The following is a 23,166-nucleotide window of genomic DNA, read 5'->3' on the forward strand; positions in this document are numbered from 1 at the left end:
ATTGGCGCTGGACTAAACAAAGGCCCCCTTTTAGGGGGCTCACACAAAGCCACCTTCTTTAGAAGGTGGTAATTTACATTATCCGACAAAACGTTAGAGTACTAGCTAATCGAGTACACAATGCAAATCTAGAATCATCTGGCTGCATTTTGATTGTTAATGTGAAGTATTTGAAAGTCGAAAGGGAATATGGGAAAGCTCCTCAACTATCTAGAGTTTCATTAGCAAGTGTAATTCCTCAAGAAGACAAGTATAACTTTGATTCGAGTGCTTATGTTCGTGGTCAAATTGCCAATATGTGTGAAGCTAGTGCTAAAGCTCCGATCAATACAAAGTTTCAAATTGTAAGCGGTCAGTAAGACGATTCATACTCGACAGCAGTCTTGTTTATCAAATGCACATGGGAATAACATGAGAATTGTTAACGTTTTATTAGTAGTGCTCCTTGTTACGGCATGTAACGATACTACGTCAAAGTTTGAGGCAACTAAAACGACAGAAAGCCTCCTAACTAAGAACCGAGAAGCTCCAGAGCAGTTGTACAGCGAAGCAAATAAATTTTATGAACAAGGTGATGTGCAAGGAGCAAAGTCTTTATTGATCAAAGCTATCGAAGTGGATGATGTTCATAGTAAAGAGCTTTTAGGGATAATCCTTCTGAAAGAGCCAAAAGTCATGGATGTTAAGCGGGGCTTTTCTTTAATCTCAGAGGCTGCTGATGATGGGTTGGCGAGTGCACAATTTTATTTAGGATCATGTTTGTATGATGATGGCTGTGGTTTACCTGAAAATAAGGTGCTTTCAGCCTATTACTTGACGCAAGCGTTAAATAATGGTGAAGGTGGTGCACAAATGCTACTTGGATTTCTAGATGAAGAAATAGGTGACACTGCGATTGATCAAAAAACATATGCGGTAGAGCTGAATCGCTATATAGAACAACTCAATTAATATTGCGGCTTAATGTTTTATAGGGTTTTAATCGAACCTCAAACAGAGAGTGCTGGACTTCTACAAAGCAGTAGAAGCCACAGCGAAGCTGCAACAATAATCGAGTGTGTAATAGAAAATAAAAAGCCGTCAGAACCACTGATTTTGACGGCTTTTTATTCTATGACAGGTAGAGGCTTCAATTTTCAGCGCGATAGATCCATGAAAACTTAAGTGAGATTCCAATCAGGTCGCATGATCTCACTAGTGTCATTGGAAATAAATGAATTGTTTCTAATACATAGAACGTATTAACATGGTTGCACTTGGCCCATATGAGTAAATTCATTGAACATACAATTTGAGAGAGGGTTTAGTTGTAAAAATAATAGTTAGTTGGAATCTAGGTTAAATGAAAATAAAACTATTTAAAAAGCTACAAGTTGTATTTCTTGTGGTGTCAGCATCTTTAATGGTGGGGTGTTCATCTATAGATGCGCATGCTGGTGGCGGATACGGAAAGCCGTTTTCAGGCACCGCGTTATCAGTCGCACGACAACCTTGCTATTTAAGAGCTGATATTACTTCTATCGCGTTATACCCACTATCATTGATTGACATTCCTTTGTCGTTAGCAACGGACGTTGTGTTTCTTCCTGTTGATTTAGTCATGGTAGTTACGCCAACAACGAGTTATGGCGGTGTTGTTTCTCTAGGTTGTCCAAGCGGAAGCATGATCTAAAACGCTTATTTTATTCAAATAAATGGAAGGAAATGAAAGTGGAATTAAAAAGTAACTATTCAGAATCAGAAATAAACCAGCCACCATCGGTACTTCTTGTTACGTCTCTGTTGTGTCTGGCGTCCGTTTGTTGGGCTGCATTGCTGTTGGCCATTGAATATATTGTTGGGATAGAAATGAGTGGTACAGGCTTTCTTAGCACGTTAATCCCAGCCATGAGTGTTGGTTATTACTTCGGCTACAAGACTGGAGATGTAATGCCATCAAAAACAAGATGGTATGCTGTTTTACTGTGGACTTTAGCAAGTTTGGCAGTGTTCTCTCTTATCTTAATGTCGTTAGATATTTCTCCGTTTTATTTATTATCTGAGCTCGGTGGGGTAAGTATTTTTATTGCTATCATAATGCTAATAACGATTGGCATCGCCTACTTAACTTTAAAAAGTGGTGAGAAAATGGCGATTAGAGTATTACTCAAAGCCAAGGAAAGTCAGTAGATAAAATACAACAAACGATTCAATTAGGATCATGACAAGACGCCAGCCATAATGTGCTGGCGTTTTAGTTTCCTGTTTGTAGGGTTTTTTGTCTAAAAGGCAAACCCATTTATTGTGTTGTCGTTTGAGTTAATGGTTTATGCCTTGTGCGCAAGATAGCTTAGCAGGTTTATGTATCGAGAAACGTGTGTATAATTCGCCACGAATTACGATTTATAGATATGAAAGGTAAGTATGGCAGTCCTCGAAATTCTCTCCATTCCAGACCCAAGGCTTAAAGTAAAAGCAGAAAAAGTCACTGATGTATCGACAGTACAAACGCTGATAGACGATATGCTAGAAACACTTTACGCAACGGGCAATGGTATCGGTTTAGCTTCAACCCAAGTAGGCAGAAAAGAGGCGGTTGTTGTCATCGATATCTCTGACGAACGCAATGATCCTTTAATCTTGGTTAACCCAGAAGTGGTGAGCGGAGAAAACAAAGCACTTGGTCAAGAGGGATGTCTCTCTGTTCCTGAGTACTACGCAGATGTAGAGCGTTACACGTCAGTTGTTGTGTCTGCACTAGACCGTGATGGCAACCCGATTACAATCGAGAGCGATGAGTTCTTGGCGATTGTGATGCAGCACGAAATTGACCACCTATCGGGTAACTTGTTCATTGATTACCTCTCACCGTTAAAGCAAAAAATGGCGATGAAAAAAGTGAAGAAGTACGTAAAAGCGAAAGCTAAGTAATATGAGAGGAAGTAACCCTCCATGTCGAGTTACTTCCTTTTAAATCAAGAATAGGAAGGTAGGGAGAGCGGTTCATCTCTGCTTTTGGGGGACATAACGCTTTACGACTTTCATAAGCCTTTGAAATGAAGAGCAGTCCATATGCGATTCATGAGGGCAGGAGGCGACATGGTTTAGGCTGTCTCGCACCGCTTTCAAACGTTTTATTTGCTCATCAATCTCAAGTGCCTTTTTCGTTAGTAAGTCACGATCGATATATGGCTTTGAAACTTCTGATTGATTCAACATTTCTGCCATTTCGTTAAGCGATATTCCAGCGATACGCCCCAAACTAATTAAATTGAGTGTATTGAGTACCTCTGGTGAATATTGGCGTCTCAATCCATTCCTTCCTATCGAGCGAATTAACCCCAGCTGTTCGTAGTACCTGAGCGTTGAAGTCGGCAATCCTGATTTTCTAACCACTTCTGCAATATCCATATTATTCCCCATTGACTTCAAGTTGGCTTTAAGTTGTAGCATGCAACTAAGACCTTAACAAATCAAAAACTTGAGGAGAGAAAAATGCTGCTTTTAATGGGATTGCAAGCGGTGCTAATAGGGATTGGTGCCACTTTGATAATGGATTTATGGGCATGGTTACAAAGGATAGTGTTTGGTATTCCTTCATTAAACTATGCGTTGGTTGCGCGCTGGGTTTTGTACATGCCCCAAGGAAAGCTTATGCATGCGCCAATTATGGCGTCAGAGGCGATGCCGGGAGAAAAGTCACTTGGCTGGTTTTTGCATTATGCCATCGGCGTTACTTTCGCTTTGGCTCACGTTACTGTTTTTGGTCATCATTGGTTGGTAGAGCCCAGTCTAATGCCCAGCTTAATTACAGGCGTGGTAACGTTGATCTTCCCATTTTTGGTCATTCAACCTTGTCTAGGATTTGGTTTTGCTGCGAGTAAAACCCCAACACCTTGGAAAGCCCGTTTTCTTAGCACATTGGCGCATTTGGGTTATGGTTTGGGTTTATTCATAGCCGGGTTTGCAATCAAAGTTACGAGCCAGTATTTTGCATAGATAAAATGAGCATCATGCAAACGAGTGGTTTTTATCTATGATGCTCAACTCTTGGTTGTTTTTTGCGCTTTGATCATAGTTGACCGATATGTCTAAAGTCTGTTGCATTTATCCAAGACGTAAAGTCGGCGGACATTTAACATTGCCTTAACGTCAGAATGGCAAGCGGTTTACCAAGAAAAACTAAAATTATCTGGTTTGACATAAAGAATATTAAGGGTTTCAGATGGCTTCAAAAGTGGCAGGGATATCAATACTGAGTTTATTGGCAGCGCCAGTTGCGATGGGAGAAACAGCCAGTGCTTATGATTTATGTTTGCTAGACAAAATAAAGCAAAGCAAAGATGAAGAAACCATAAAGAGCATTCGCGCGCAGTGTGAGCTTGACACAGTAACCAGCACAGTGCCCGCTGATCCAGAAATTGAAGAGCCTGAAGAACTTCAGGAAAGTTTGGTCGACAAGCGTTTGGAATCAGAACGAGAAAACGCGTTCGAACCGTTTAGTCTGGTCGCGCATCGCGTTAACTATATTCTTCCGTTTACATACAGTGATCGTGTAAATAAACGCGCGTATGCCGACACCAAATACGGCGATGAACTGCGTAAGGAAGAGGCGGAGTTCCAAATCAGTTTTAAAGTACCAATGAACTATGATGACTTGTTGTTTGATGGCGATGGTCTGTTTTTTGGAATGACTCTTAAATCATTTTGGCAGGTATACACGGGTGCAGCATCTCGTCCATTCCGTGAAACCAATTATCGTCCAGAGCTTTTTTACTACACCCCAACAGACTGGAAACCACTTGATGGTTCGACTTGGTTAGGTTTTGGTATTGAACATGAGTCTAACGGTCAGAGACAGGAGCTATCGCGCAGTTGGAACCGTGTCTATGCCAACTTAACCTTTGCAAAAGACAATTTTGCGGTTTCTATCCAGCCTTGGTGGCGTATACCTGAAGATGAAAAGACATCGCCTAATGATCCCAAAGGTGATGATAACCCTAATATCGAAGACTATATGGGACACTTTGAGCTATCGAGTGCTTACAAGTGGAATGGTTACGAGTTTACCTTTTTAGGTCGCCAGAACTTTCAAACACATAAGGGTTTTGCAGAACTGGGTGTGTCATTTCCGATTTGGGGCAAAGTTCAGGGGTACGCACAATACTCAGCGGGTTATGGTAAGAGCTTGATCGACTATGATCATAATCAGCAGCGGATTGGTGTTGGTATTGCAATCAACGGTGTTTTGTAGTTTTTCGTAGATGGATAGAAATTAACACTGGCAATTGAAATTTCAATATTTAGAATGCGAGGCTGAAATTGATTTCTAACCTAGAGTGATTTTATGCTTCGTGATTACACCTTCGATTGTCTTGTAACTATGCCTCGCCATGAGCTGGAAGAGTTTAGTGCTCGTATGATCAGTAAAATGGTGCCAGAAGACGTGATGAATGAGTTGTTCACTTTTGATCAAGAAGAAGTGGATAGTGAAGATCGCATGTTGTCTGCACGTCTTGATGCAATGCTACGCATGACAGCAATCGCACTGAGTGAAATTCAACAAGCGTTTGATGACTCAGACAACGCAAAGCAAAATAGCGAGCGAATGACGAGATTGGTGCTTTGGCATTTCTACGCGATCTCATTCCGTTTGGAAGAGGCCATCACGCTAGAAACACACTGTGCTCTAGTGGAAAAACTAATCGAAAATGCACCTTCGGATGTTTTTGCGTGGGTAAAAACATTGACGGAGCTGCTACACACTTACGCTGAAATCAACGCGAAAGAGAATCCTCAAGACTAAACGCCTGCCGTTTATCGTTCAGTAAATTAGAAACAAGGCGAGCCATTTGGTTCGCCTTGTTTTTTCGCGTCAGATAAACCTTCGGGTTTGAAATACCAAACAAGCCTAGACTCAGATTTGTTCGTTCACTAGCGAACGGCGTGATTCCTTCTTACACTAAATCAAAGTGTTTGTTGCTAAACAAGCAAATGCATGACTAAGTCGTGTATTGTTTTCCACTTAAATGCGGATAATTTATGTCGAAGAACCTTCTGGTTTTTAAATTGGAACCGACTATTGAGCGTGTACGCTTTCCAGCTGAGCTTCATCTATCTAAAGGAAGTGAACGATGGATCCGTTAACGCAAGGTTTATTGGGTGCAGCTTTGCCACTGGCCGTGAGCAACAAGCGAAACCTTGCAGTTGTTGGCGTGTTGGGCGTGGTCTCTGGGATGGCTCCGGATTTAGATGTGCTCATCCGTTCTTCAACTGATCCTTTGCTGTATTTGGAATACCATCGCCAATTTACTCACTCGCTCTTGTTTATCCCGTTTGGTAGTTTCATTTGTGCTTTGGTGTTGTATCCATTGTTCGCAAAAAAGCGAGGACTAAGCTTCCGGCAGAGTTGGTTTTACTGCGCGCTTGGTTATAGTACCCATGCGTTATTAGACGCATGCACCAGTTATGGAACACAGCTTCTATGGCCGATAAGCAACACGCGTTATGCTTGGAACACTATTTCGGTAATCGACCCCGCGTTCACACTCCCTATTTTAATATTGCTTTTGTTTGTTGCACTGAAGCGAAGCCCAAACTATGCCCGCATTGCATTTTTATGGTGCCTGGCTTACCTAAGTCTTGGAACGATACAACGAGATAGAGCAGAAGTAGCTGGTTGGGAAATCGTCAAAGAGCGACAACACAACGCTATACAATTAAAAGCCAAACCAAGTTTCAGCAATCTTTTGGTTTGGAAACTAATTTATGAAACGGAAGAGAGCTACTATGTAGATGCCGTAAGGGTGGGGCGTTCAATAAAAATTTACCCTGGCGAATCAACTCCAAAGTTAAATATAAAAGAGCAATTTCCGTGGCTAAACCCGCAATCGCAACAAGCAAGAGACATCGAACGTTTCCGTTGGTTTTCAAACGGTTTTGTAGCGACGGATCCGAATAATGAAATGCGAATTGTTGATATGCGTTATTCCATCGTACCAAACCAAATTAATGCGTTATGGGGCATTAATCTATCCCCAAAAGCCAGCGCAGACGCGCACGTTGAATACACTGCTCATCGAGGAAGTACTGCAGAAGATCGCCAAGTTTTTTTCAACATGCTTACGGATTTTGAGTGATGGTTTTACTTTGGATTTCGATGCGGTTTCGTAATAACTATTACGCAGACTGAAAGTCCTTTACTAGGGTCGGCTTGCTAGCGAAGAAAATCTTGCCAAACAGGGACTTGTACTTCCAGCCAAGAGACAAAAGCCGTTTAGCTAAGTTCTTGTTTTCAATGATTGCAACCTCAACACCTTGGTAGTGGTAAGGATTGCTTTTGATGTAGTCGATAAATGCAGTAAGCACGCCTTGCCCGCGAACGGAGGGTGCAAAGTTGACTGCTACAATAGAAAAGCGTTGGCTACCTGCTGGGCAACGGACTAAACAGTGCCCAAGAGGATGAGTAATAGTCTCAGAAAATTCAGGAAAAGGGCGAGACTCAAGCTCTTGAGAAAGCGCATCGTATCGCTGACATAGATAAGAAAATAGTTGTTTCGCTTCGCTGTTCATATCGGTGCCGCTTTTGTGTTGCTTGGTTTGAAAGCATTGATGTCTCAAACATTGTAACCATAGATAGCAACACAAAACGCGGTAAACTTTTTCAGTAATGATTTCCTATTTTTGAAACCTTAATTGTTACAAATGAAGTTGATTGGGTTTTATATGGTAGTTGTGAACGAGTGTTTCTAGTTGAAGGGAGAATACGCTGGTTACTGGATTCTTACTGGAATTCCTTTGTTAAAAGGCGAGCTGCTTGGTTTAATGCCGCTCGTTTAACTGCGAGTGGCATCTTTTGTATTTCGTCACCTTGTACAGCGACGATGGGACATGATGTGGGATCTTCTATCCTAGCTCTTCATGGTCTAAATTATCTCATTAACCACTCAGAGCTAGATTCTTAGTCTCGCCAAGGCTCGCTGGACTGACACAAAAACATCGTTAAACTCCTGTTATTAAATTATTTGGTCCGCCTTTGCTTACTTTTGAACGCTTAACTAGGCGTTACTCCAAGTGCTTAAATTGCAATGCCACAAGTCGCTGATACAACTCACAGCTTTGCATTAATGATTGGTGGTTACCAACATCGACTAACTCGCCATTGTCGAGCACCGCAATTTTATCCGCATGTTGGATAGTCGAAAGACGATGAGCAATAATCAGCGTTGTGCGTCCTTTCATTAGAGCTTCAAGTGCTTGTTGAACGTGATGTTCACTTTCACTATCAAGGGCGCTGGTAGCTTCGTCTAGCAGTAAGATTTTTGGATCTTTTAGAATCGCGCGAGCAATCGCAATACGCTGCTTTTGTCCGCCCGATAGCCTAACGCCGCGCTCCCCTAAAAAGCTGTGATAGCCTTCGGGAAGCTTCTCAATAAACTCATGGGCATGGGCTTTTTTCGCGGCTTCGATAACTTGTACATCCGTCGCTTCAGGATTACCGTAGCGAATATTATGAAAAACATCATGGCTAAACAGCGCTGGTTGTTGTGGTACGAGCGCCATTTGACGTCGAAGCTCGTTTGGGTCGAACTGTCGAATATCTTCACCAACAAACAACACTTGCCCTTGCTGTGGGTCATAAAATCGTTGCAGCAGTTCGAATAGTGTTGTTTTACCTGCACCAGAAGGGCCGACCAACGCCAGTACTTTTCCTTGTTCAGCGGTTAGATTTAATTCTTTGATTGCTGGTTGATTTGGGCGAGAAGGGTAGTTGAAACTCACCGAATTAAAGTTAACCTCAGCAAGCATGTCGGCACGGACAGGCAAATGGTTGCTTGGCGCTTTAATATCACTGTCTACTTGAAGGATCTCAATCAGCCGTTCGGTAGCACCTGCGGCTCTTTGCAATTCACCCATGACTTCGGAAATGGTTGCAGTCGATGAGGCAACCATAATGGCATAAAACACAAATGCGGCTAGGTCACCCGCAGACATTTTTCCGTGAATCACATCGCTGCCGCCTACCCAAAGCATGCCTGAAATCGCGCTGAACACAATCACAATAACGCCTGATATCAGGATCGCTCGCTGCTTTACTCTCTGTCTACCTATTTCATAAGCTTTTTCCACCTCGACAGCGAAAGCCGCTCGTTCATGCGACTCTGAGCTAAAACTTTGCACGGTTTTAATATGTTCTATCGCTTCTCCAGCGTAGCTTCCGACATCGGCCATTGAATCCTGACTTTTGCGAGAGAGCGCACGCACGCGTCGTCCATAAAACAAAATTGGTACCAAAACCAAAGGCACAGAAGCAAGCACAATCAGCGTGAGCTTAACGTTGGTAGCGAATAACATAATGATGGCACCAAAACACATCAAAGCGCTACGCATCGCCATCGAGAACGATGAACCAATAATGCTTTGCAGCAATGTGGTATCGGTAGTCAGGCGCGACATTATGTCGCCACTACTGTTAGTCTCAAAATAGCTCGGATGCAGCGTAATCACATGGTTAAACACTGCAAGGCGAATATCCGCACTAACGCGCTCACCTACGGCAGAGACAAGGTAAAAGCGAAAGAAAGTCCCAATGGCAATACACAATGTGACACCGACAATAAACTGAATCGCATTGGTGAGCTCTTGCAATGATTGCTGAGCAAAGCCTTGGTCGATAAGAATGCGCACTCCATAGCCAACGGATAACGTCAAACTTGCTGTCGCGACAAGGGCAACCAAGGCTGCCGCAACCCGCCATTTATAAGGTGCAATAAAGGTGCTGAGTTTAAGAAGAATGCTGAGGTTTTTGTTATTTTTTCTGCTCATGAGTGACTCACAAAGCGTTTTAGGTACCTGGCATAGTAAGCCAGTTTGGTTGGTGAGACCAGCGATCTACCGCGTTCGGATTAGGAAGTTGAGGAGTTTGATAGAGTAAACATTACTCTATCTGTTTACTTTTAAGTAATCACTTAAGTCACATTGACTACTTACGGAATCCCCATAGGATTGAAATTCAAACTTTCTGATGGGGTTGGTGGCTTCGCAGTTTAAATTAGACATATTTACTCTTTCCTTCATACCGATGACATGATGCCTGAAAATTCCTTTCCAAATAACAACCTTTTGATTGGCAACGGTTGTGGTCACTTCTACACTGCATATTGTTTGAAATAGGCCATCGAAAATACTTAGAACTTTGTTCCTTTTTCTGAAAACAGGATCAAACTTGAATTCCCCATTTGTATTCGTGGTGAAGCTACGTTCGAAAGAACGATTTGCTGACCGAATGTTAAGTACTACATTTGCATTCTTTATGGGAGTATCGTTCTTCGTAATACGTCCTTTTATGCTTGGTGTAAACTCTTGAGCTTCCTTACCAAAAAATAAAAAGCCAACAGCAAAAACAGAAATCAGTACGAGTATGAGTAAAGCTGCAAACTGTTCTAAGAACAGAAAAACATTGTTGATCATCGCTTACAAATCAGTAGTCAGTGAATACACCTCGAATTGTTGCGTATTGTCTCGAATGACTATAGCGAGTATCTAAATCGGTGAGACATAATTCACGATTTTTTTAGAAGTTTTGGAGGATAGAGTGACCCAGGCGATCTTTGTTTTGAAAAAGAAGCACTGCGATAGTGACAGATATAGCCAATATCGCATGTATATCGAAAATCACTTAAACGTCTAAGAGACTAGAATCAGCTTTCAGTTCGGAGGGGGTTACGCACGGCTTTTGACGAGTAGCAGGTCGACTTTTCCTTTGGCTGTTTTACTAACTGTTTGCATCAACTGAAAACTTGGTTTTTCGATGCCTGAGTTTTCTATCCCTTTGACCATTAAGAGCCAAAGCTTGGCTGTCATTTGCGCATCGGCTAGTGCACGGTGGAAAACACCGTCGTTGTCGATATTTTTATAGCGAACAAGTTCACCTAGCTTATGTGATGGGGCTTCTTGAATGAGCCGTCTTGCTACCAGTAAAGAGCAAGCAAACTCACCCGAATAACCACAGTTGATTCGTTCAAGCTCTGCATCTAAAAATCGTTTATCGAAGGACGCGTTGTGAGCGATAAGGTTCTCGCCAGCAATGAACTCACTAAATGACGCCATTACCTCTTCGCAGCTTGGTACCGATCGCAACATATTGTTGGTAATGCCGGTGTAGTTCTCAATGAAAGAACTCACTCTGAAACCGGGATTCATGAGTTGCTGAAAACTATCGACAACCTCGCCATTGACTAACTTTACTGCACCAATTTCTATTGCGCGATCACCTAAAGTAGGAGAGAGACCTGTGGTTTCAAAGTCGAGTACGACCACAGAGTTTGCTTGAGGCATAAAATTTTCCAGCTGAGTAATATTGCGCAAGAGTATTATCGAAAGCGACAGAAAAAGAAAGGCGAACACAATGGTGAATATCTGTCTATCTTTACTCCACAAAGTCAGTGTTCGTCGTCCACTGTTTATGGACAGGTACGTTCTGGCTTACCCATCGCGGCTTGTGCGGTAGCCTTATATTTCAAATGTTTTTCGGCTTTTCGATTCATTTCAATTAAGCATTAACTTTCGATACAACATACTGATTATAAATTGATTTTATAAATCAACTTCGGCATCATTCACGGCTTGATTTTGAGGATGAATATCATCACAGCAAAAAATTAGAACAACTTATAATGCGAGGCTAGGGAACGATGGAAACAATAAAAAATCACTATTTAGATATACCTGAAGAAAGAAAATTGCGTATTTTTCGTGAGGAAGATGAAGATTTTTACAACTTCTGGGAAGAAATGCTTGATGAAAAACAATCTTTTTATCAGCAACCTCTCAAAAGAATGAAAGGCGACGCTTGGTATTCGCTTGATTTATTCTTCACTGCTTCAAAATACGGACAACATCAGGCCTCGCCAGCTTATATAAAAAGAGCGCTTGAGTTACTGAATAACGTGTACTTGCTGGCCAATCATTCAGACAAAGTGGTTGAATTCTCCGTTGGGCACCGACATTTTTCGGAAGTAGGTAACCGTTCTATTGCAGGGGGAACGATGGATGCTTGGTTGGATGAAATCTGTTTAGCGATGGCCGCGAGAGATTGGCGCTGCGTAGAGCTGATGACCATCATGGATGAGTCGTTAGTGCGTTTAAAAGATCCATTCGATGTTGCGCTAGTCGAGTTCGTTAACGGTGTATTTAGCAATTCATCAGCGTTACCAGAGTTATTGCAAACTGTGATGGAGAAATCCTCCCCGCAATACTTAGAATCAACCAGAGTGCCATATGTACACTCTTTGTTTATTCCATTTGTGAATGTGTTTGTTGCCATTATCGATGGCGATGAGGCACATTATCAAGAGGCACTGAGGGATGCGTTAGAGGCGCATTACCAGTTCTACATGAATGAAGATGTTCGCTATTCGCCAAAAGGAAATGTTTCTCTGAAACTGACTGGTCTTGCTGCATTAGCATACGATAAGTATGGCTGGACGATTCCAGAAGCCGCATATTTACCGAAATGGCTTGTTTACGGTGAGCATGATCTTCGTTCTGCGTAAATCACTCTTAAGTTAAATCTATGTCCAATCGGAGGTTCAGCATGGAAGCGTAAGCAGAAAATGCATCGCGAAAATGCAGTTTACGCCTCCGTTTTAACAAGTTACATTGTTGAAACTTTGATTCAAAGGACAGAACAATGAGTGCCCACCTAAAACAGCTTTGTCATACCCATCTCCCTGGTAATAAAGAAGATTCTCCAGCCGAACACTTTGTGAAAATGGCAAAGTGGTGCGAAGAAAACAACGTCAATCACGATGTCTACGGTGAGGGAGAAACGATTCAAGCGTTCGAGCAAAAGGTTGCCGATCTGCTAGGTTACGAGGCAGGGCTTTTTGTTGTAACAGGGACGATGACGCAGCCAACGGTGCTCGAAATCGTTACAAGGCAAAAGCGTAATCCTATTATCGCTATGCACGCATCTAGCCATATTCCGGTGCATGAAAAACAAGGCTATCAGCTTCAACATCGCTTTAGTATTTTGCCAGTAGGGAACCCTTATCAAACATGGAAGCTTGAGGATCTCACTGCTTGGCCGGATGAAATCGCAGCCGTTCTTTATGAACTCCCGATGCGAGAAATTGGTGGTCAGCTACCTTCATGGCAAGAACTGGAAGATATCAAAGCGTACTGCGCCGAAAACAAAATTCATCTCCATATGGATGGCGCAAGACTATGGGAAACCGCAGCTTACTATCAGAAAGAATACCGCGAGATCGCCGCTGGTTTTGATACGACCTATGTTTCACTATACAAAGGCATCAACGGCATGGGCGGATCTATGTTGCTTGGCTTAAAGTCGTTCATTGAACTGGCTTCAATGTGGATGAAGCGGCAAGGTGGCAACCTCTATCACAGAACACCTTATGTGGTCTCTGCGGCAATGCAGTTTGATGAAAGGTTGTCACAAATGCCGGCTCTGTTTGAGCGAACAAAACAGATCTACAAGATCATTGAAGAGTTCCCATCTTTGGCGGTGAGACCAACCCAGCCTCAAGCAAACATGTTGCACCTTATCCTGCCATTTAGCTGCGAAGAGTTGAAAAAACTCCAACACACGTTTGCCACGGAAAAGGGCATTTGGTTTGGTAACCCGCAAGTCACGGCACATCCAAATCAATCGATTGTTGAATGGTATATTGGTGACTACCTGCTCAATCTTGGTGATGACGAATTAAGGTCGTTTTTCAATCAGTTACTCGGTAAGAAGGCATAAACTTATCAATATGCGAGCTTACTAACACGCCATACGCGACACTTCATGTATTCTTAATGAAGCGAAGAAGAGGATTTATCAATGTCAAAAAGCTCCAAACTTCACAATGAAGACAAACTGGTTAAGAAGGCACTAGAGATTGGTGGGAAGATGGCGAAGCTACAAGGCTTTGACCTTCCTCAGTCACCACAACCTCTAAGAGTAAAAGCGATTTACCTATTCTTGGTTGATGCCAAACAGATCACCCCATTACCGGAAAGCAAGCTAGACGGCGCAAGCATCAAACACCGACTGGCAGTCTGGATACACAGTGCATTGCCAGACAACGACCCTCTAAAGTAGAAAACCTCATAAGTCATATAGGTCATTGATTAACTAGGCGAGCCAAATGGTTCGCCTTGTTTGATCTTGGCGAGTGCACCGAGGTCTTTTGGCGTGGCGGTATCATTGATTTACAAAACAAAATCAAAAGGACTAAAGATAAATCCCGAGAAGCGCTACAATGCAGGTGTTGCGAGAGTGCAACCAAGATTACTCATTTACAGAAGCCTTGAAGTAACCATACATGTCTAAAGATTTCGAATTCACTACAGAATACATACTCGACAAACCTTTCTTTGCTGAGTGTTATGATCAAACTAGCCAGCCAACGAAGTTCCCACAAGCGTATCTAAAAGGGATGCTGTTTCTTATCTTTGGTGTGGTTTTATTGGAGTTTGAACTGCTACCTAACGGTTATGTCGGTTGGTTCTTTATCGTATTGAGTGTGATTGAAGCGTGCAGCGTTTACTTCAAAAGAACTTGGTGGCTGTGGCGTCAAACCATCAGCTCAAGTCGCGGCAGTAAAGTGGTGTTTGAAGTGAATGCAGATGGCGTACGCTACAAAAGCGGTAAAGTTGACCGCAGCCTCGCTTGGAATGATATCGACCAACTCGAACAAACTGATTTGGGCTTTATCCTTCACCTTGGTAAACAACGCCAATACATCAGCAAATCTTGCTTAAATGAAGAAGCGATCACGTTTATGGTAGAGCGGCACGCGGCATCAAAAGCGAGCTAACAAAAAAAGCGAGTCCGTGGGTTTGCTTTTTTGATCTTAGGGTTTGATGCTTATGGGGTAGCTCTGATTCAGACTCAAAATCTGAACCACTACACTCGGTGTTTCTGGTTGCGTCTTTCCAGTATATGGACTCCTTAAGTGTGCTGCGGAGTTAGTGTGTAAACTGAACCAAAAAAGTGACAATGAGATAGTTTATTGTGAGCCTACAGTGATGACGCCAACTTCTAGAGCATTTTTGCTCGATTACTATGTTCGGCAAAGGTTTGACATTCGTTAGTTTGTTGGATTTTCCCTAATAAAGTTCATGTGGCCAGTGTTGGACTTATGCGTCTAAAGGTAACTTCTATGCGGAAGAAACTTATTCGATTTGAGGGGGCTATCCATGGGATTGCGATTCGAGCCCCATGGGAGGCGTTCGAAGTTTTAGGGAAAGTAGCCTATGAGAATGGAGTGTACAGCGAGAATCGAACCTACATCATCATCAGCTTGGAAGGGGGCGCAGTTCGGGTTTTGTAAGAGATATTTCCCATTAAATCTATTTAATGTCAATTGTTTAAGTTACTTTCCCAACAGAAATCCAAAAACAGTTGAAACTGTAAACCTACATTTTGGCTCCTAATCACGAATTTGAAAATAGTGAAAAATTCATTATTTTCAAATTCGTTTTGATAAATCGCGCCCCGATTTGGTTAGAAAGTTTCATCTAAAAAGTGCTTAATAAGAATCCCATTTAGCGGCGTTATGTCAATGTCACCAGTTAACTTATGAGGTGATGAGTTCACCTCTAACTAAGCAATCACGTTACTATGTCATTGCAATGGTTAGGTTAACTTAGCAACGATATCGCTTGTTTAGATACTCTGACTAGTCGTCCAATGGTTCTTTCGAAAACCCATCTAATGAATCGGGCGGATAGATCCTCAATGATGGTCCCATAGTGACCGGCAAAAAAAAGCATATGGCCTAATAAGCCTTTTAGTTGCTCTTCATTGCGCTTAGATGATTTAGCAACGGCTTCTAGCTTTCTTGAAAGCCAATCATAAAAGGTCAAGCCAGCAATCACGCCTGCTTGAATCGTTACCGTTGACAAAAGAGCCACATCTTTCAAATAGGTGATAAGTGCGCCCTGTATTCTATCGGCCCAATACTCCGAAAAAGAAGCTTGATTTCGTTGCTCATACTTTAGACGGATAGGGGTAAATAAGTGGTCATTCGATTTCCTCTTCAACGCTCCCCAAGAATCCGAGGAAGCAGTGTTTAAGTAACCCGGATTTTTGTTTCTTGCCATCAAATGGGCTGATATGCTTAATCCCGTGCCAGAGTCCAAGCGGTACTCGCCTGTTGAGATTGGAGCATGAATAAATGGCCAAAGCGGTATTTTTGGTACAGGATCAGCACCATGCGTACATCGATAAACACCATCGTTTAGCTTTTCCGATGAGCGTGCGTATGCTTCCAGACCAACTCTAGGAGCGCCAAAGGTGTATAAGGTGGTTCTGACCTTCATCTCACTACGCACCCAATCAGCGCAAAGTGATGCGAGCGCTCCACCTAAGCTGTGCCCAACGCAATGTATACGTTTTGGTTTAGGGTTCATCTGCATAATATACTGCTTCAACTTGGGGCTAAGACTTTGAAAACAATTGTTGAAACCAGCATGAGCGGGCGAACCGTTTGGTGATCCTTTCACCCCTATATTCGCATTTGTGATCCAATCATTAGCATTTTGTGTTCCTCGAATTGAAATGACAATTTCATTCTCAAATGTAGAACCTTTACCAGTGCCAACCACTGCAAACGCCTCTGAAGTTCTCATCAAGCCAGGGATAACTTTACGCAATACCGGTACATTGGATAAACCCGCTACACCGCCTGTAAAACCATCAAATACATCATTTTCAGAAAAAGAAAAGTGATTTGAAAAACTGTTTTTGCCCGGCATGATAAAACGGCCATTATTTTCATAAGCTTTGTAAGGAATATCCGCTATTTCTGAAGCCATTTTTGGTGTTAACTTTGCCATTACGTGTCCTTATTTAGTAATATTTTTTCAGAAAATCCTTTCAAATCACACCTACTAATAATTTCAAGATCGAGGCCATTCTCAACAAATTTATTTTTAAAAAAGTAACGATATTCGTCCGAATTAATCTCACAACTTAAATCAAGAAGATTATCTGAAATAAATTCATAGGGTTTCACGTCAGAAAAGCGAGCCTCTAGTAAGTAGTATTTTTTGCCATCTACAAAAATGTAAATACCAATGTAGCTAGAGGATTCATGAAGGGCAGGTTCTTTAAACGTCTGATAGTGGTATGTAGGTTCGAAATGAAAATAACCATTTTCTGACGTAATTGTCTCGGTGATATAACGGTTTTTAGAAAAAGCCGTGTGTAGATAAACTACCTCGCTAGTAAACGATTTCCCGTCTAAGTATAAGCGACCAGTGATCTCTGAGCTAAGTATGTATTGAAACTTTTTTGATTTGAAGAAATTAAACATATCTGCGTTACAACCTGTTGAGAGCAATAATATTGTGGCACTCATAAGGGAAACCAGTATTTTAGTCATTTGTTTACCAATATTGTACGTAGGTCAACCCATATCCACGCGTGAGACGATACTATGTCCTAATGCTCTCAAGTGCTAACCTAGGACCGCCCCAATTCTCAAAAATAAGTCATGTCAAAGCTTATATCTAGGCATACTTTAAAAAATAATGTAAATGACATGTCTATTACTTTCATGGGTTAAACATAAGTAGACTCCCTCTGGCAAAAAAATACCGAGCTATTCGTTAAAGTACTTATCCACGTCCATTTCGTAAGCTTGCATACTCATTGTCTCATTCTGAATTCTTATCATGAAGATCAGTTAACAATAGCCACCGCGCAGATGGTTGTTTTTTTATAACCGATAAAACATGGCGCCATCTCAACTTTTTCAGCACCATTGCTATATCACAGCGAAAATACCTCGAGTTCACTATAAAGCTCATCGATGTGCCTGGGCAGGTTGGAGTGGTGTCAAAGATGAGCTTCCGAAAGCGAATGTTACTCTCGACTGGTTCCATGTAGTGCATTTATTTACACGAGCTGTTGATGACGCTCGAAAACAATGGCACGCAAAAAGCTCTTCGTTGGGCGGTGTTAAAGGATGTTGAGAGTCCGATGACAGATAAGCAAGCACAAGCTTTAGTTGACTAGAGCCAGTAAGAAAAGTCCTAACAACCTTAGAAAAGCACCCAGAGAGAATACTTCAACGTTGGAGCTCGACCTATGCTAATACTGAGAATTTTGACTGACCGAGGCACTGAATACTGTGGCCGTGTTGAACAGCATGATTACCAACTCTACCTAGCTATCAATGAAATCGACCAACTCGAACAAACTGATTTGGGCTTTATCCTTCACCTTGGTAAACAACGCCAATACATCAGCAAATCTTGCTTAAACGAAGAAGTGATCGCGTTTATGGTAGAGCAGCACGCGGCATCAAAAGCGAGCTAACCAGCTCATATCAAGCTGGAATGAGCGTTCTAAAAAGTAGGTGATATATGATCGAACATTGTAGCAAGTATATCGTCGATTCTGAATCAATTGGGTTTGATGTAGAAAGCTAATAAGGCTTAGAGGTTTCTCTTTCGGACATACTGCTTCGGTGTCATGCGCGCAATCTGCTTACACTCTCTAGTCATGTGTGCTTGATCGGAAAAGCCTTGCTCCAGCGCCAATTCCGATAAAGTAAGATCGGGTTGCGCTCGGAGTTGCTCTAAAGTGTGCTTCACTCGTTTAATGCGTTGGTAATGTTTAGGAGTAATCCCCAACCATTTCTGAAAATTGCGCTCTCTCTGGCGCTGACTGATGGTCCCTGTAGGTTGTTCAATAATGTGGCCGACATACTGCGGTTCATATTCCTCAATCAGTGTTTGAACCCAGCGATATAACGTAGAAATCCTTGCATATGGCGAACGAGCTGTTTGCAGAGACTCAAATGTTGCTAGTGCAGAAGAAGCCAAAGGGTGGTCGTCTTGAATCCGCAATAGCTGTTCTAGACGTTTACCAAATAGTTGATAACCAACAGCAGGATGAAAGCGTACGCCAGTCATCACCGCGCCTGGCGGTAGGCAGACCTGATGTGCCAGAATGCTTATAGGCAGTAGGACAACCCCCGGCGTTTGCCACTCACCATCCATTTGTACTTCATTCTGTAAAATGAATACCACACCTGTACCAGCATCACTGAGTAATTGTTTACGTACGGTTTGCGTCGTATCAGGTTTGACGGATGCTGACCAAATGGCTTGAACATAGCCAGCTAAAGCCTTTTGAGGTTTTAAAATATCAAATTCTAAGTTCAAATGAATCATCCTATTTAACCTCAACTTAAATGAGAAAGTGATACACATGTACTTTTCATCCTATTAAGTTGAGGTATAAGCAGTGGCTTACAAGTAAGAACCGTCAAATAGAATTATCGAGGTTTATAGACTCCAACCTTTGGCTTAAATGCCTTAACTATTCGGTTCCAACTATTGATCGCGTTGATCGCAATTGTTAGGTTGACCATAGCTTCTTCTCCAAAGGTATTCAAGGTCAGCTGATAGGTATCATCATCTACTGGTAGGCCAGCAGTTAGTAATTCAGCCCAGCCAAGCGCAACGTGTTCTGCATCGCTGTAGAATGGCATATCTTTCCATGCACTAAGCCCCCATATGCGTTCCGGCTTTTCACCTAACTTAAGCGCATCTTTACTATGCATGTCGATACAAAATGCACATTGATTGATTTGCGATATGCGTAACTTAACCAGTTCCCATATGATCATGTTCATAGTTTCTGATTGGCTAAATTGTTCATGGAAGTAAGCTTCCTGAGCGTATAGGATTTCTATTGCTTTTGGCGCTACTTCAATATAGTTGAGTCGTTTTTTCATGGTCATTCTCCTCTGTTTTTTACATAGTAAAAAACGCTCTTAGCAAAAGATTGAAGATTTTCGACATGCACTCAATAAAGTTAGATAAAAGAGTGAACGACGAAAGCGAAAAGTGTACCTATTGGAAACCAAGAAAACTTATGCCAATTAACAAAGTATTGCTCTAAATAATGCGACTTAAGGTTGGCGTCTATTTTTACTCCACCACCTTCCGTAAACGAGCAAAAGGTGCTGAGTTACCTATATACACACCAGCCGCAACGATAAATACGCCTAAAACATTTTCCCATTGAGCCTGCTCACCAGAAATGAACGAAATCAGTAGAGTGAATACCGGCATAATATTAAATAATGGAGACATCTTATCTGGACCAAGAACGATAGCGCCTTTCATCCAAAAGTAATAAGCGATCAAAGTTCCAAACAGGCTCATGTAAGCTATTAATGCTAGGTCTTTAAATGTTATGGCATTTAAGCTACGGCTAAAGTCGCCGTGGTACATCGCTATAGCGACCATTTGAATGGCACCAATACTTAACACCCAACGTAACTGCTGAGTTACTGGGATATGAGATGTTAAACGCTTCGCTAGAATTGTGTATAAACACCCACTAATTAAAGCAAATAACATGTATAGATCACCAATATTACTATTGCTGCTAATAGAATGAATATTTCCCCCTGTAATGACGATTACCACTCCACAAAAACTGATTAGTGCACCTAAAATAGTTTTAACCGAAATGGAAGTCTTGAGAATAAAGCCCGACAACAAGATAGTGACAAGTGGTAGGTTTGCCTGAACAACCGCTGCGTTAACTGGGGTAGTAAATCTCATTGCAGAGAAAATAGAGAAGTTTTGGATAGTTACACCCACGGTTGCTATAACAAACAACGACAACATACTTTTTCGTGTGAGTTTGGCTCCATATGGAGAGCGTTTAGTACCTCTTATCAGTAAGAGTATTAAAGCTGCAACGGAAAATCGTAACGTCGCTGAATCCAAAGGAGAGACATCGCTATTAATAGCCTTTATTACGTTAAAGTTACTAGACCAAAAAAAGATAGCGACAACAACACCGCACCAAATTGATAAATGCTTAGACATAGATCTTCCTGATAAAAATTAACTTGACGCGATAATGCTATATATTTCATATTTGATTTTTAATAGCCAAATTTAAGAGGGTTAATCCCAAATATGGAACGTCACTCTTTGGATGATCTTTTGTTATTCGTTTCTGTTGCTCGCTATCAAAGCCTAACACAAGCATCTGAGTGTCTTAATGTCCCGTTAGCCACGCTAAGCCGGAAGTTAAAAAGGCTGGAAACAAACTTAAATTGCAGACTATTTAACCGCAGTGCGCACCACTTTGCGTTAACAACTGATGGCGAAAAATATTATCAACTCTGTGAGCCGCTACTTCTTAGCTTAAATAATGTGACATCGAGAATTGCGACTGAGCGTCAGTCTTTAAGCGGAACGATAAAAATATCAGCGCCAATTAACATGACACAGATGTGGTTAAAGCGGTGCGTTTATGAATTTGCAGAGCAACATCCGAAGGTATGTATCGATTTAGATGTACAGAATGAAAAAATCAATCTTGTATCTAACCGTGTCGATGTTAGTTTTCGTCTTGGTGATCTTATTGAACAAGACTGGATTGCTCAGAAATTATGGTCGATTCCATTTGCGCTTTGTGCATCACGAAGCTATTTAGAACAACACCAACCGATTACCCATCCAGAACAACTTGTTCATCATCGCCTAATTACGGTAAACAACGACAGCCAATGGAAATTAGTTAATCAAATCACCAATGAAACATTTGATCATCCGCTAAAGTTTCAATTCACTTCAAATGATGTACTGCTAGTTAGAGACGCCGTCATCCATGGTTTAGGAATTGCGTGGATTCCAACCTATTACTTTCATGAGCTAAATCATGATCAACATAACCTGCTGCCTTTGTTGCCAGAATGGCAATGCTCGGGTAAAGAAGTATTCATTATGTATCGAGACCGCGATAAAAGGCCTGCAAGAGTTGATGCATTTATTGAACATGTCTTAAATTGGAAAAATCGCATTCAAATGTTTGCTTGAAAGAGGTTTATCACATTGTGCTGTGCCGGTAACCTCAAGTGAAGCTTCATGACTCTGCTTCAATTGAGTTCATTTATTTAACCTCTAAAAGAATCATGAATACATAGGCAGTTAATGGGATTCGAGTTTACAAGTGATTCGGTCAGCTAAAACTCAAGCTAAGTAGAAAGTATTTGCAGTTGTATTTGCCTCTGAAAATCGTTTAGAGCTTTCTCATCCGCGAGGTTCTATAAGAAATTATTAAGGATATATTTGTGTGTGATTTCGTGAAAAAAATTATTGTAGGTTTACTTTTCAGTGCTTCGTCTTTTGCTTCCTTAAGTCAATATGTTCCAGCAATGAATGATAAGAACGGTTATGTAGAACCATTTCAAATGTTTGATAATGTCTATTATGTAGGAGACAAGTGGGTCTCATCATATGCCATTGCTACAGACGACGGACTCGTTATCATTGATACGCTTGACTTCCCTTACTCTGAGTGGATACCTATCAACCTAGAGAAGCTAGGGCTAAAAGATAAGCCAATAACGCACATATTGGTAACTCATGGGCATTCTGACCACGTTGGAGGCGCCCAGTTACTTCAAGAGAAGTATGGTTCCAAAGTCGTGATGACCAAAAGCGCTCATGAACTATCTATACAGCAATCAAACAAAAGCGAAGGTGAGAACAAGTTCCTTCCTCCAAATTTAGACATAGAGATAAAAAGCGATAGCTCTATGGCTATTGGTGGACATGAGTTTAAGTTCTATCTCACACCTGGCCACACGGAAGGTGATTATTCCTTAGACTTCACTGTTGAAGATAATGGCGAACAATATCGTGCTTTTATCGTTGGTGGGCATAGCGTAAGTAGCAATGATCCAGAAGTTATTGGCCAGTTCCTGACTAGCATGGAGAAAATTAGAAAAATTTCACTACAGGCACCTATTGTGAACGTTAACCTTTCGAACCATCCACATAAAAATTTCCTTTTTGAAAATAGGAAGAAGCTCGGCACAAGCGGTAACCCGTTTATCAGTGAGGCAAACTTCTTCATGTTCCTTAAGCAACAAGAAGATTTAGCTAAGGGAAAACTAGAAGAACTATAATACCGTGGTATACGAGCAGCCTTCTTTATTAGGTTAGAGATTTGCTCTTGAGTTATAGCTAAGGCTTTAATAAGTTGCTCAATCAAGATTCGACACTGGTGGCAGCTATATTGTTTGTCGGTTCTAGTGACAAAGGCGCCGTGCGTAAGCATTCGTATTGTGTGCCTTACACATTTGCAAGGCGTTATGTGCTTTCTAGAAAAGTCTCAAAATAGAGTACAAT

25 protein-coding genes and 2 pseudogenes are annotated in these 23,166 nt (G+C 41.6%); 17 read left to right on the forward strand and 10 right to left on the reverse strand.

The genetic code is table 11. From position 1 onward, the window contains the following. Positions 1-411 precede the first annotated feature (411 nt). The 4 genes from R7E38_RS05830 (at position 412) to def (ending at position 2,910) form a co-directional block, all read left to right on the forward strand. Positions 412-951, forward strand: coding sequence for a tetratricopeptide repeat protein (locus tag R7E38_RS05830; RefSeq protein ID WP_033906511.1), 540 nt, complete (start codon positions 412-414; stop codon positions 949-951). A gap of 391 nt (positions 952-1,342) precedes the next feature. Further along, on the forward strand, positions 1,343-1,672 hold the full coding sequence (locus R7E38_RS05835) for a YceK/YidQ family lipoprotein (protein ID WP_017820979.1): 330 nt from the start codon (positions 1,343-1,345) through the stop codon (positions 1,670-1,672). 32 nt (positions 1,673-1,704) lie between these two features. Continuing rightward, the gene (locus tag R7E38_RS05840) at positions 1,705-2,169 is read left to right on the forward strand and encodes an ABZJ_00895 family protein (RefSeq protein WP_226082948.1); all 465 of its coding nucleotides are present in this window, start codon (positions 1,705-1,707) and stop codon (positions 2,167-2,169) included. A gap of 234 nt (positions 2,170-2,403) precedes the next feature. After that, positions 2,404-2,910 carry a peptide deformylase gene (gene def / locus R7E38_RS05845; RefSeq protein WP_017635324.1) on the forward strand — a complete coding sequence of 169 codons (507 nt, stop codon included), beginning with the start codon at positions 2,404-2,406 and terminating at the stop codon, positions 2,908-2,910. A 72-nt stretch (positions 2,911-2,982) separates the two neighbouring features. Here the strand turns inward: def and R7E38_RS05850 are convergent, their stop codons facing one another. Next, positions 2,983-3,390 carry a helix-turn-helix domain-containing protein gene (locus R7E38_RS05850; RefSeq protein WP_165439075.1) on the reverse strand — a complete coding sequence of 136 codons (408 nt, stop codon included), beginning with the start codon at positions 3,388-3,390 and terminating at the stop codon, positions 2,983-2,985. 84 nt (positions 3,391-3,474) lie between these two features. On the opposite strand from R7E38_RS05850, the gene R7E38_RS05855 reads away from it, so the two are divergent. From R7E38_RS05855 to R7E38_RS05870, 4 genes are all read left to right on the forward strand, one after another. Next, positions 3,475-3,978, forward strand: a complete 504-nt coding sequence (locus R7E38_RS05855) for a DUF2938 domain-containing protein (protein ID WP_031781243.1) — start codon at positions 3,475-3,477, stop codon at positions 3,976-3,978. A gap of 226 nt (positions 3,979-4,204) precedes the next feature. After that, complete coding sequence (locus tag R7E38_RS05860; RefSeq protein ID WP_005388758.1) at positions 4,205-5,233, forward strand: phospholipase A; 1,029 nt, start codon at positions 4,205-4,207, stop codon at positions 5,231-5,233. 93 nt (positions 5,234-5,326) lie between these two features. Beyond that, entirely contained in the window at positions 5,327-5,785 is a 459-nt protein-coding gene (locus R7E38_RS05865) for a hypothetical protein (RefSeq protein WP_005388759.1), read from the forward strand. A gap of 328 nt (positions 5,786-6,113) precedes the next feature. Further along, positions 6,114-7,118 (forward strand): metal-dependent hydrolase, encoded by a 1,005-nt coding sequence (locus R7E38_RS05870; RefSeq protein ID WP_005388760.1) that lies wholly within the window; start codon positions 6,114-6,116, stop codon positions 7,116-7,118. A gap of 40 nt (positions 7,119-7,158) precedes the next feature. Here R7E38_RS05870 and R7E38_RS05875 read toward each other — a convergent pair whose 3' ends face one another. The 4 genes from R7E38_RS05875 to R7E38_RS05890 form a co-directional block, all read right to left on the reverse strand. Further along, a complete protein-coding gene (locus R7E38_RS05875) occupies positions 7,159-7,551 on the reverse strand; it encodes a hypothetical protein (RefSeq protein WP_005376463.1) in 393 nt (130 codons plus the stop codon). A 492-nt stretch (positions 7,552-8,043) separates the two neighbouring features. Then, complete coding sequence (locus R7E38_RS05880; protein ID WP_226082949.1) at positions 8,044-9,804, reverse strand: ABC transporter ATP-binding protein/permease; 1,761 nt, start codon at positions 9,802-9,804, stop codon at positions 8,044-8,046. Between the two features lie 117 nt (positions 9,805-9,921). Further along, complete coding sequence (locus tag R7E38_RS05885) at positions 9,922-10,449, reverse strand: DUF6795 domain-containing protein (protein ID WP_104976122.1); 528 nt, start codon at positions 10,447-10,449, stop codon at positions 9,922-9,924. Positions 10,450-10,701: 252 nt separating this feature from the next. After that, a complete protein-coding gene (locus R7E38_RS05890; protein WP_054574599.1) occupies positions 10,702-11,316 on the reverse strand; it encodes a PolC-type DNA polymerase III in 615 nt (204 codons plus the stop codon). Between the two features lie 356 nt (positions 11,317-11,672). On the opposite strand from R7E38_RS05890, the gene R7E38_RS05895 reads away from it, so the two are divergent. The 5 genes from R7E38_RS05895 to R7E38_RS05915 all read left to right on the forward strand — a co-directional run bounded on the left by R7E38_RS05895 (position 11,673) and on the right by R7E38_RS05915 (position 15,323). Beyond that, a complete protein-coding gene (locus tag R7E38_RS05895) occupies positions 11,673-12,533 on the forward strand; it encodes an immunity 49 family protein (RefSeq protein ID WP_226082951.1) in 861 nt (286 codons plus the stop codon). Positions 12,534-12,670: 137 nt separating this feature from the next. Then, positions 12,671-13,747, forward strand: coding sequence for a threonine aldolase family protein (locus R7E38_RS05900; RefSeq protein WP_238852719.1), 1,077 nt, complete (start codon positions 12,671-12,673; stop codon positions 13,745-13,747). A gap of 81 nt (positions 13,748-13,828) precedes the next feature. Further along, positions 13,829-14,089 carry a DUF5062 family protein gene (locus R7E38_RS05905; RefSeq protein ID WP_005376453.1) on the forward strand — a complete coding sequence of 87 codons (261 nt, stop codon included), beginning with the start codon at positions 13,829-13,831 and terminating at the stop codon, positions 14,087-14,089. A 223-nt stretch (positions 14,090-14,312) separates the two neighbouring features. After that, the gene (locus R7E38_RS05910) at positions 14,313-14,807 is read left to right on the forward strand and encodes a YcxB family protein (RefSeq protein ID WP_104980632.1); all 495 of its coding nucleotides are present in this window, start codon (positions 14,313-14,315) and stop codon (positions 14,805-14,807) included. A 345-nt stretch (positions 14,808-15,152) separates the two neighbouring features. Beyond that, positions 15,153-15,323 (forward strand): hypothetical protein, encoded by a 171-nt coding sequence (locus R7E38_RS05915; RefSeq protein ID WP_170960426.1) that lies wholly within the window; start codon positions 15,153-15,155, stop codon positions 15,321-15,323. Between the two features lie 310 nt (positions 15,324-15,633). Here the strand turns inward: R7E38_RS05915 and R7E38_RS05920 are convergent, their stop codons facing one another. Both R7E38_RS05920 and R7E38_RS05925 read right to left on the reverse strand, forming a co-directional pair. Further along, positions 15,634-16,830 carry a lipase family protein gene (locus R7E38_RS05920; RefSeq protein WP_226082955.1) on the reverse strand — a complete coding sequence of 399 codons (1,197 nt, stop codon included), beginning with the start codon at positions 16,828-16,830 and terminating at the stop codon, positions 15,634-15,636. Next, positions 16,830-17,378, reverse strand: a complete 549-nt coding sequence (locus tag R7E38_RS05925; RefSeq protein ID WP_226082956.1) for a DUF6795 domain-containing protein — start codon at positions 17,376-17,378, stop codon at positions 16,830-16,832. Before R7E38_RS05925 ends, R7E38_RS05920 begins: the two co-directional genes overlap by 1 nt. Before the next feature lie 352 nt (positions 17,379-17,730). Here R7E38_RS05925 and R7E38_RS23510 point away from each other — a divergent pair. Both R7E38_RS23510 and R7E38_RS05930 read left to right on the forward strand, forming a co-directional pair. Continuing rightward, a pseudogene (locus tag R7E38_RS23510) lies at positions 17,731-17,886 on the forward strand (hypothetical protein); the annotation flags it as partial. Positions 17,887-18,163: 277 nt separating this feature from the next. Further along, positions 18,164-18,316 (forward strand): annotated as a pseudogene (locus tag R7E38_RS05930) (YcxB family protein); the annotation flags it as partial. Positions 18,317-18,435: 119 nt separating this feature from the next. On the opposite strand, the gene R7E38_RS05935 reads toward R7E38_RS05930, so the two are convergent. The 3 genes from R7E38_RS05935 to R7E38_RS05945 all read right to left on the reverse strand — a co-directional run bounded on the left by R7E38_RS05935 (position 18,436) and on the right by R7E38_RS05945 (position 20,850). Then, on the reverse strand, positions 18,436-19,176 hold the full coding sequence (locus R7E38_RS05935) for a helix-turn-helix domain-containing protein (RefSeq protein WP_005376444.1): 741 nt from the start codon (positions 19,174-19,176) through the stop codon (positions 18,436-18,438). Between the two features lie 104 nt (positions 19,177-19,280). Further along, positions 19,281-19,742 carry a carboxymuconolactone decarboxylase family protein gene (locus R7E38_RS05940; protein WP_005376442.1) on the reverse strand — a complete coding sequence of 154 codons (462 nt, stop codon included), beginning with the start codon at positions 19,740-19,742 and terminating at the stop codon, positions 19,281-19,283. Positions 19,743-19,938: 196 nt separating this feature from the next. After that, positions 19,939-20,850, reverse strand: coding sequence for a DMT family transporter (locus R7E38_RS05945; protein WP_005388780.1), 912 nt, complete (start codon positions 20,848-20,850; stop codon positions 19,939-19,941). Positions 20,851-20,943: 93 nt separating this feature from the next. On the opposite strand from R7E38_RS05945, the gene R7E38_RS05950 reads away from it, so the two are divergent. Next, entirely contained in the window at positions 20,944-21,849 is a 906-nt protein-coding gene (locus R7E38_RS05950; protein WP_182017080.1) for a LysR family transcriptional regulator, read from the forward strand. A 266-nt stretch (positions 21,850-22,115) separates the two neighbouring features. Next, a complete protein-coding gene (locus R7E38_RS05955; RefSeq protein ID WP_225452537.1) occupies positions 22,116-22,943 on the forward strand; it encodes an MBL fold metallo-hydrolase in 828 nt (275 codons plus the stop codon). Positions 22,944-23,166 lie beyond the last annotated feature (223 nt).

Source organism: Vibrio sp. Vb2131, assembly GCF_033338535.1.
GTDB lineage: Bacteria > Pseudomonadota > Gammaproteobacteria > Enterobacterales > Vibrionaceae > Vibrio > Vibrio alginolyticus.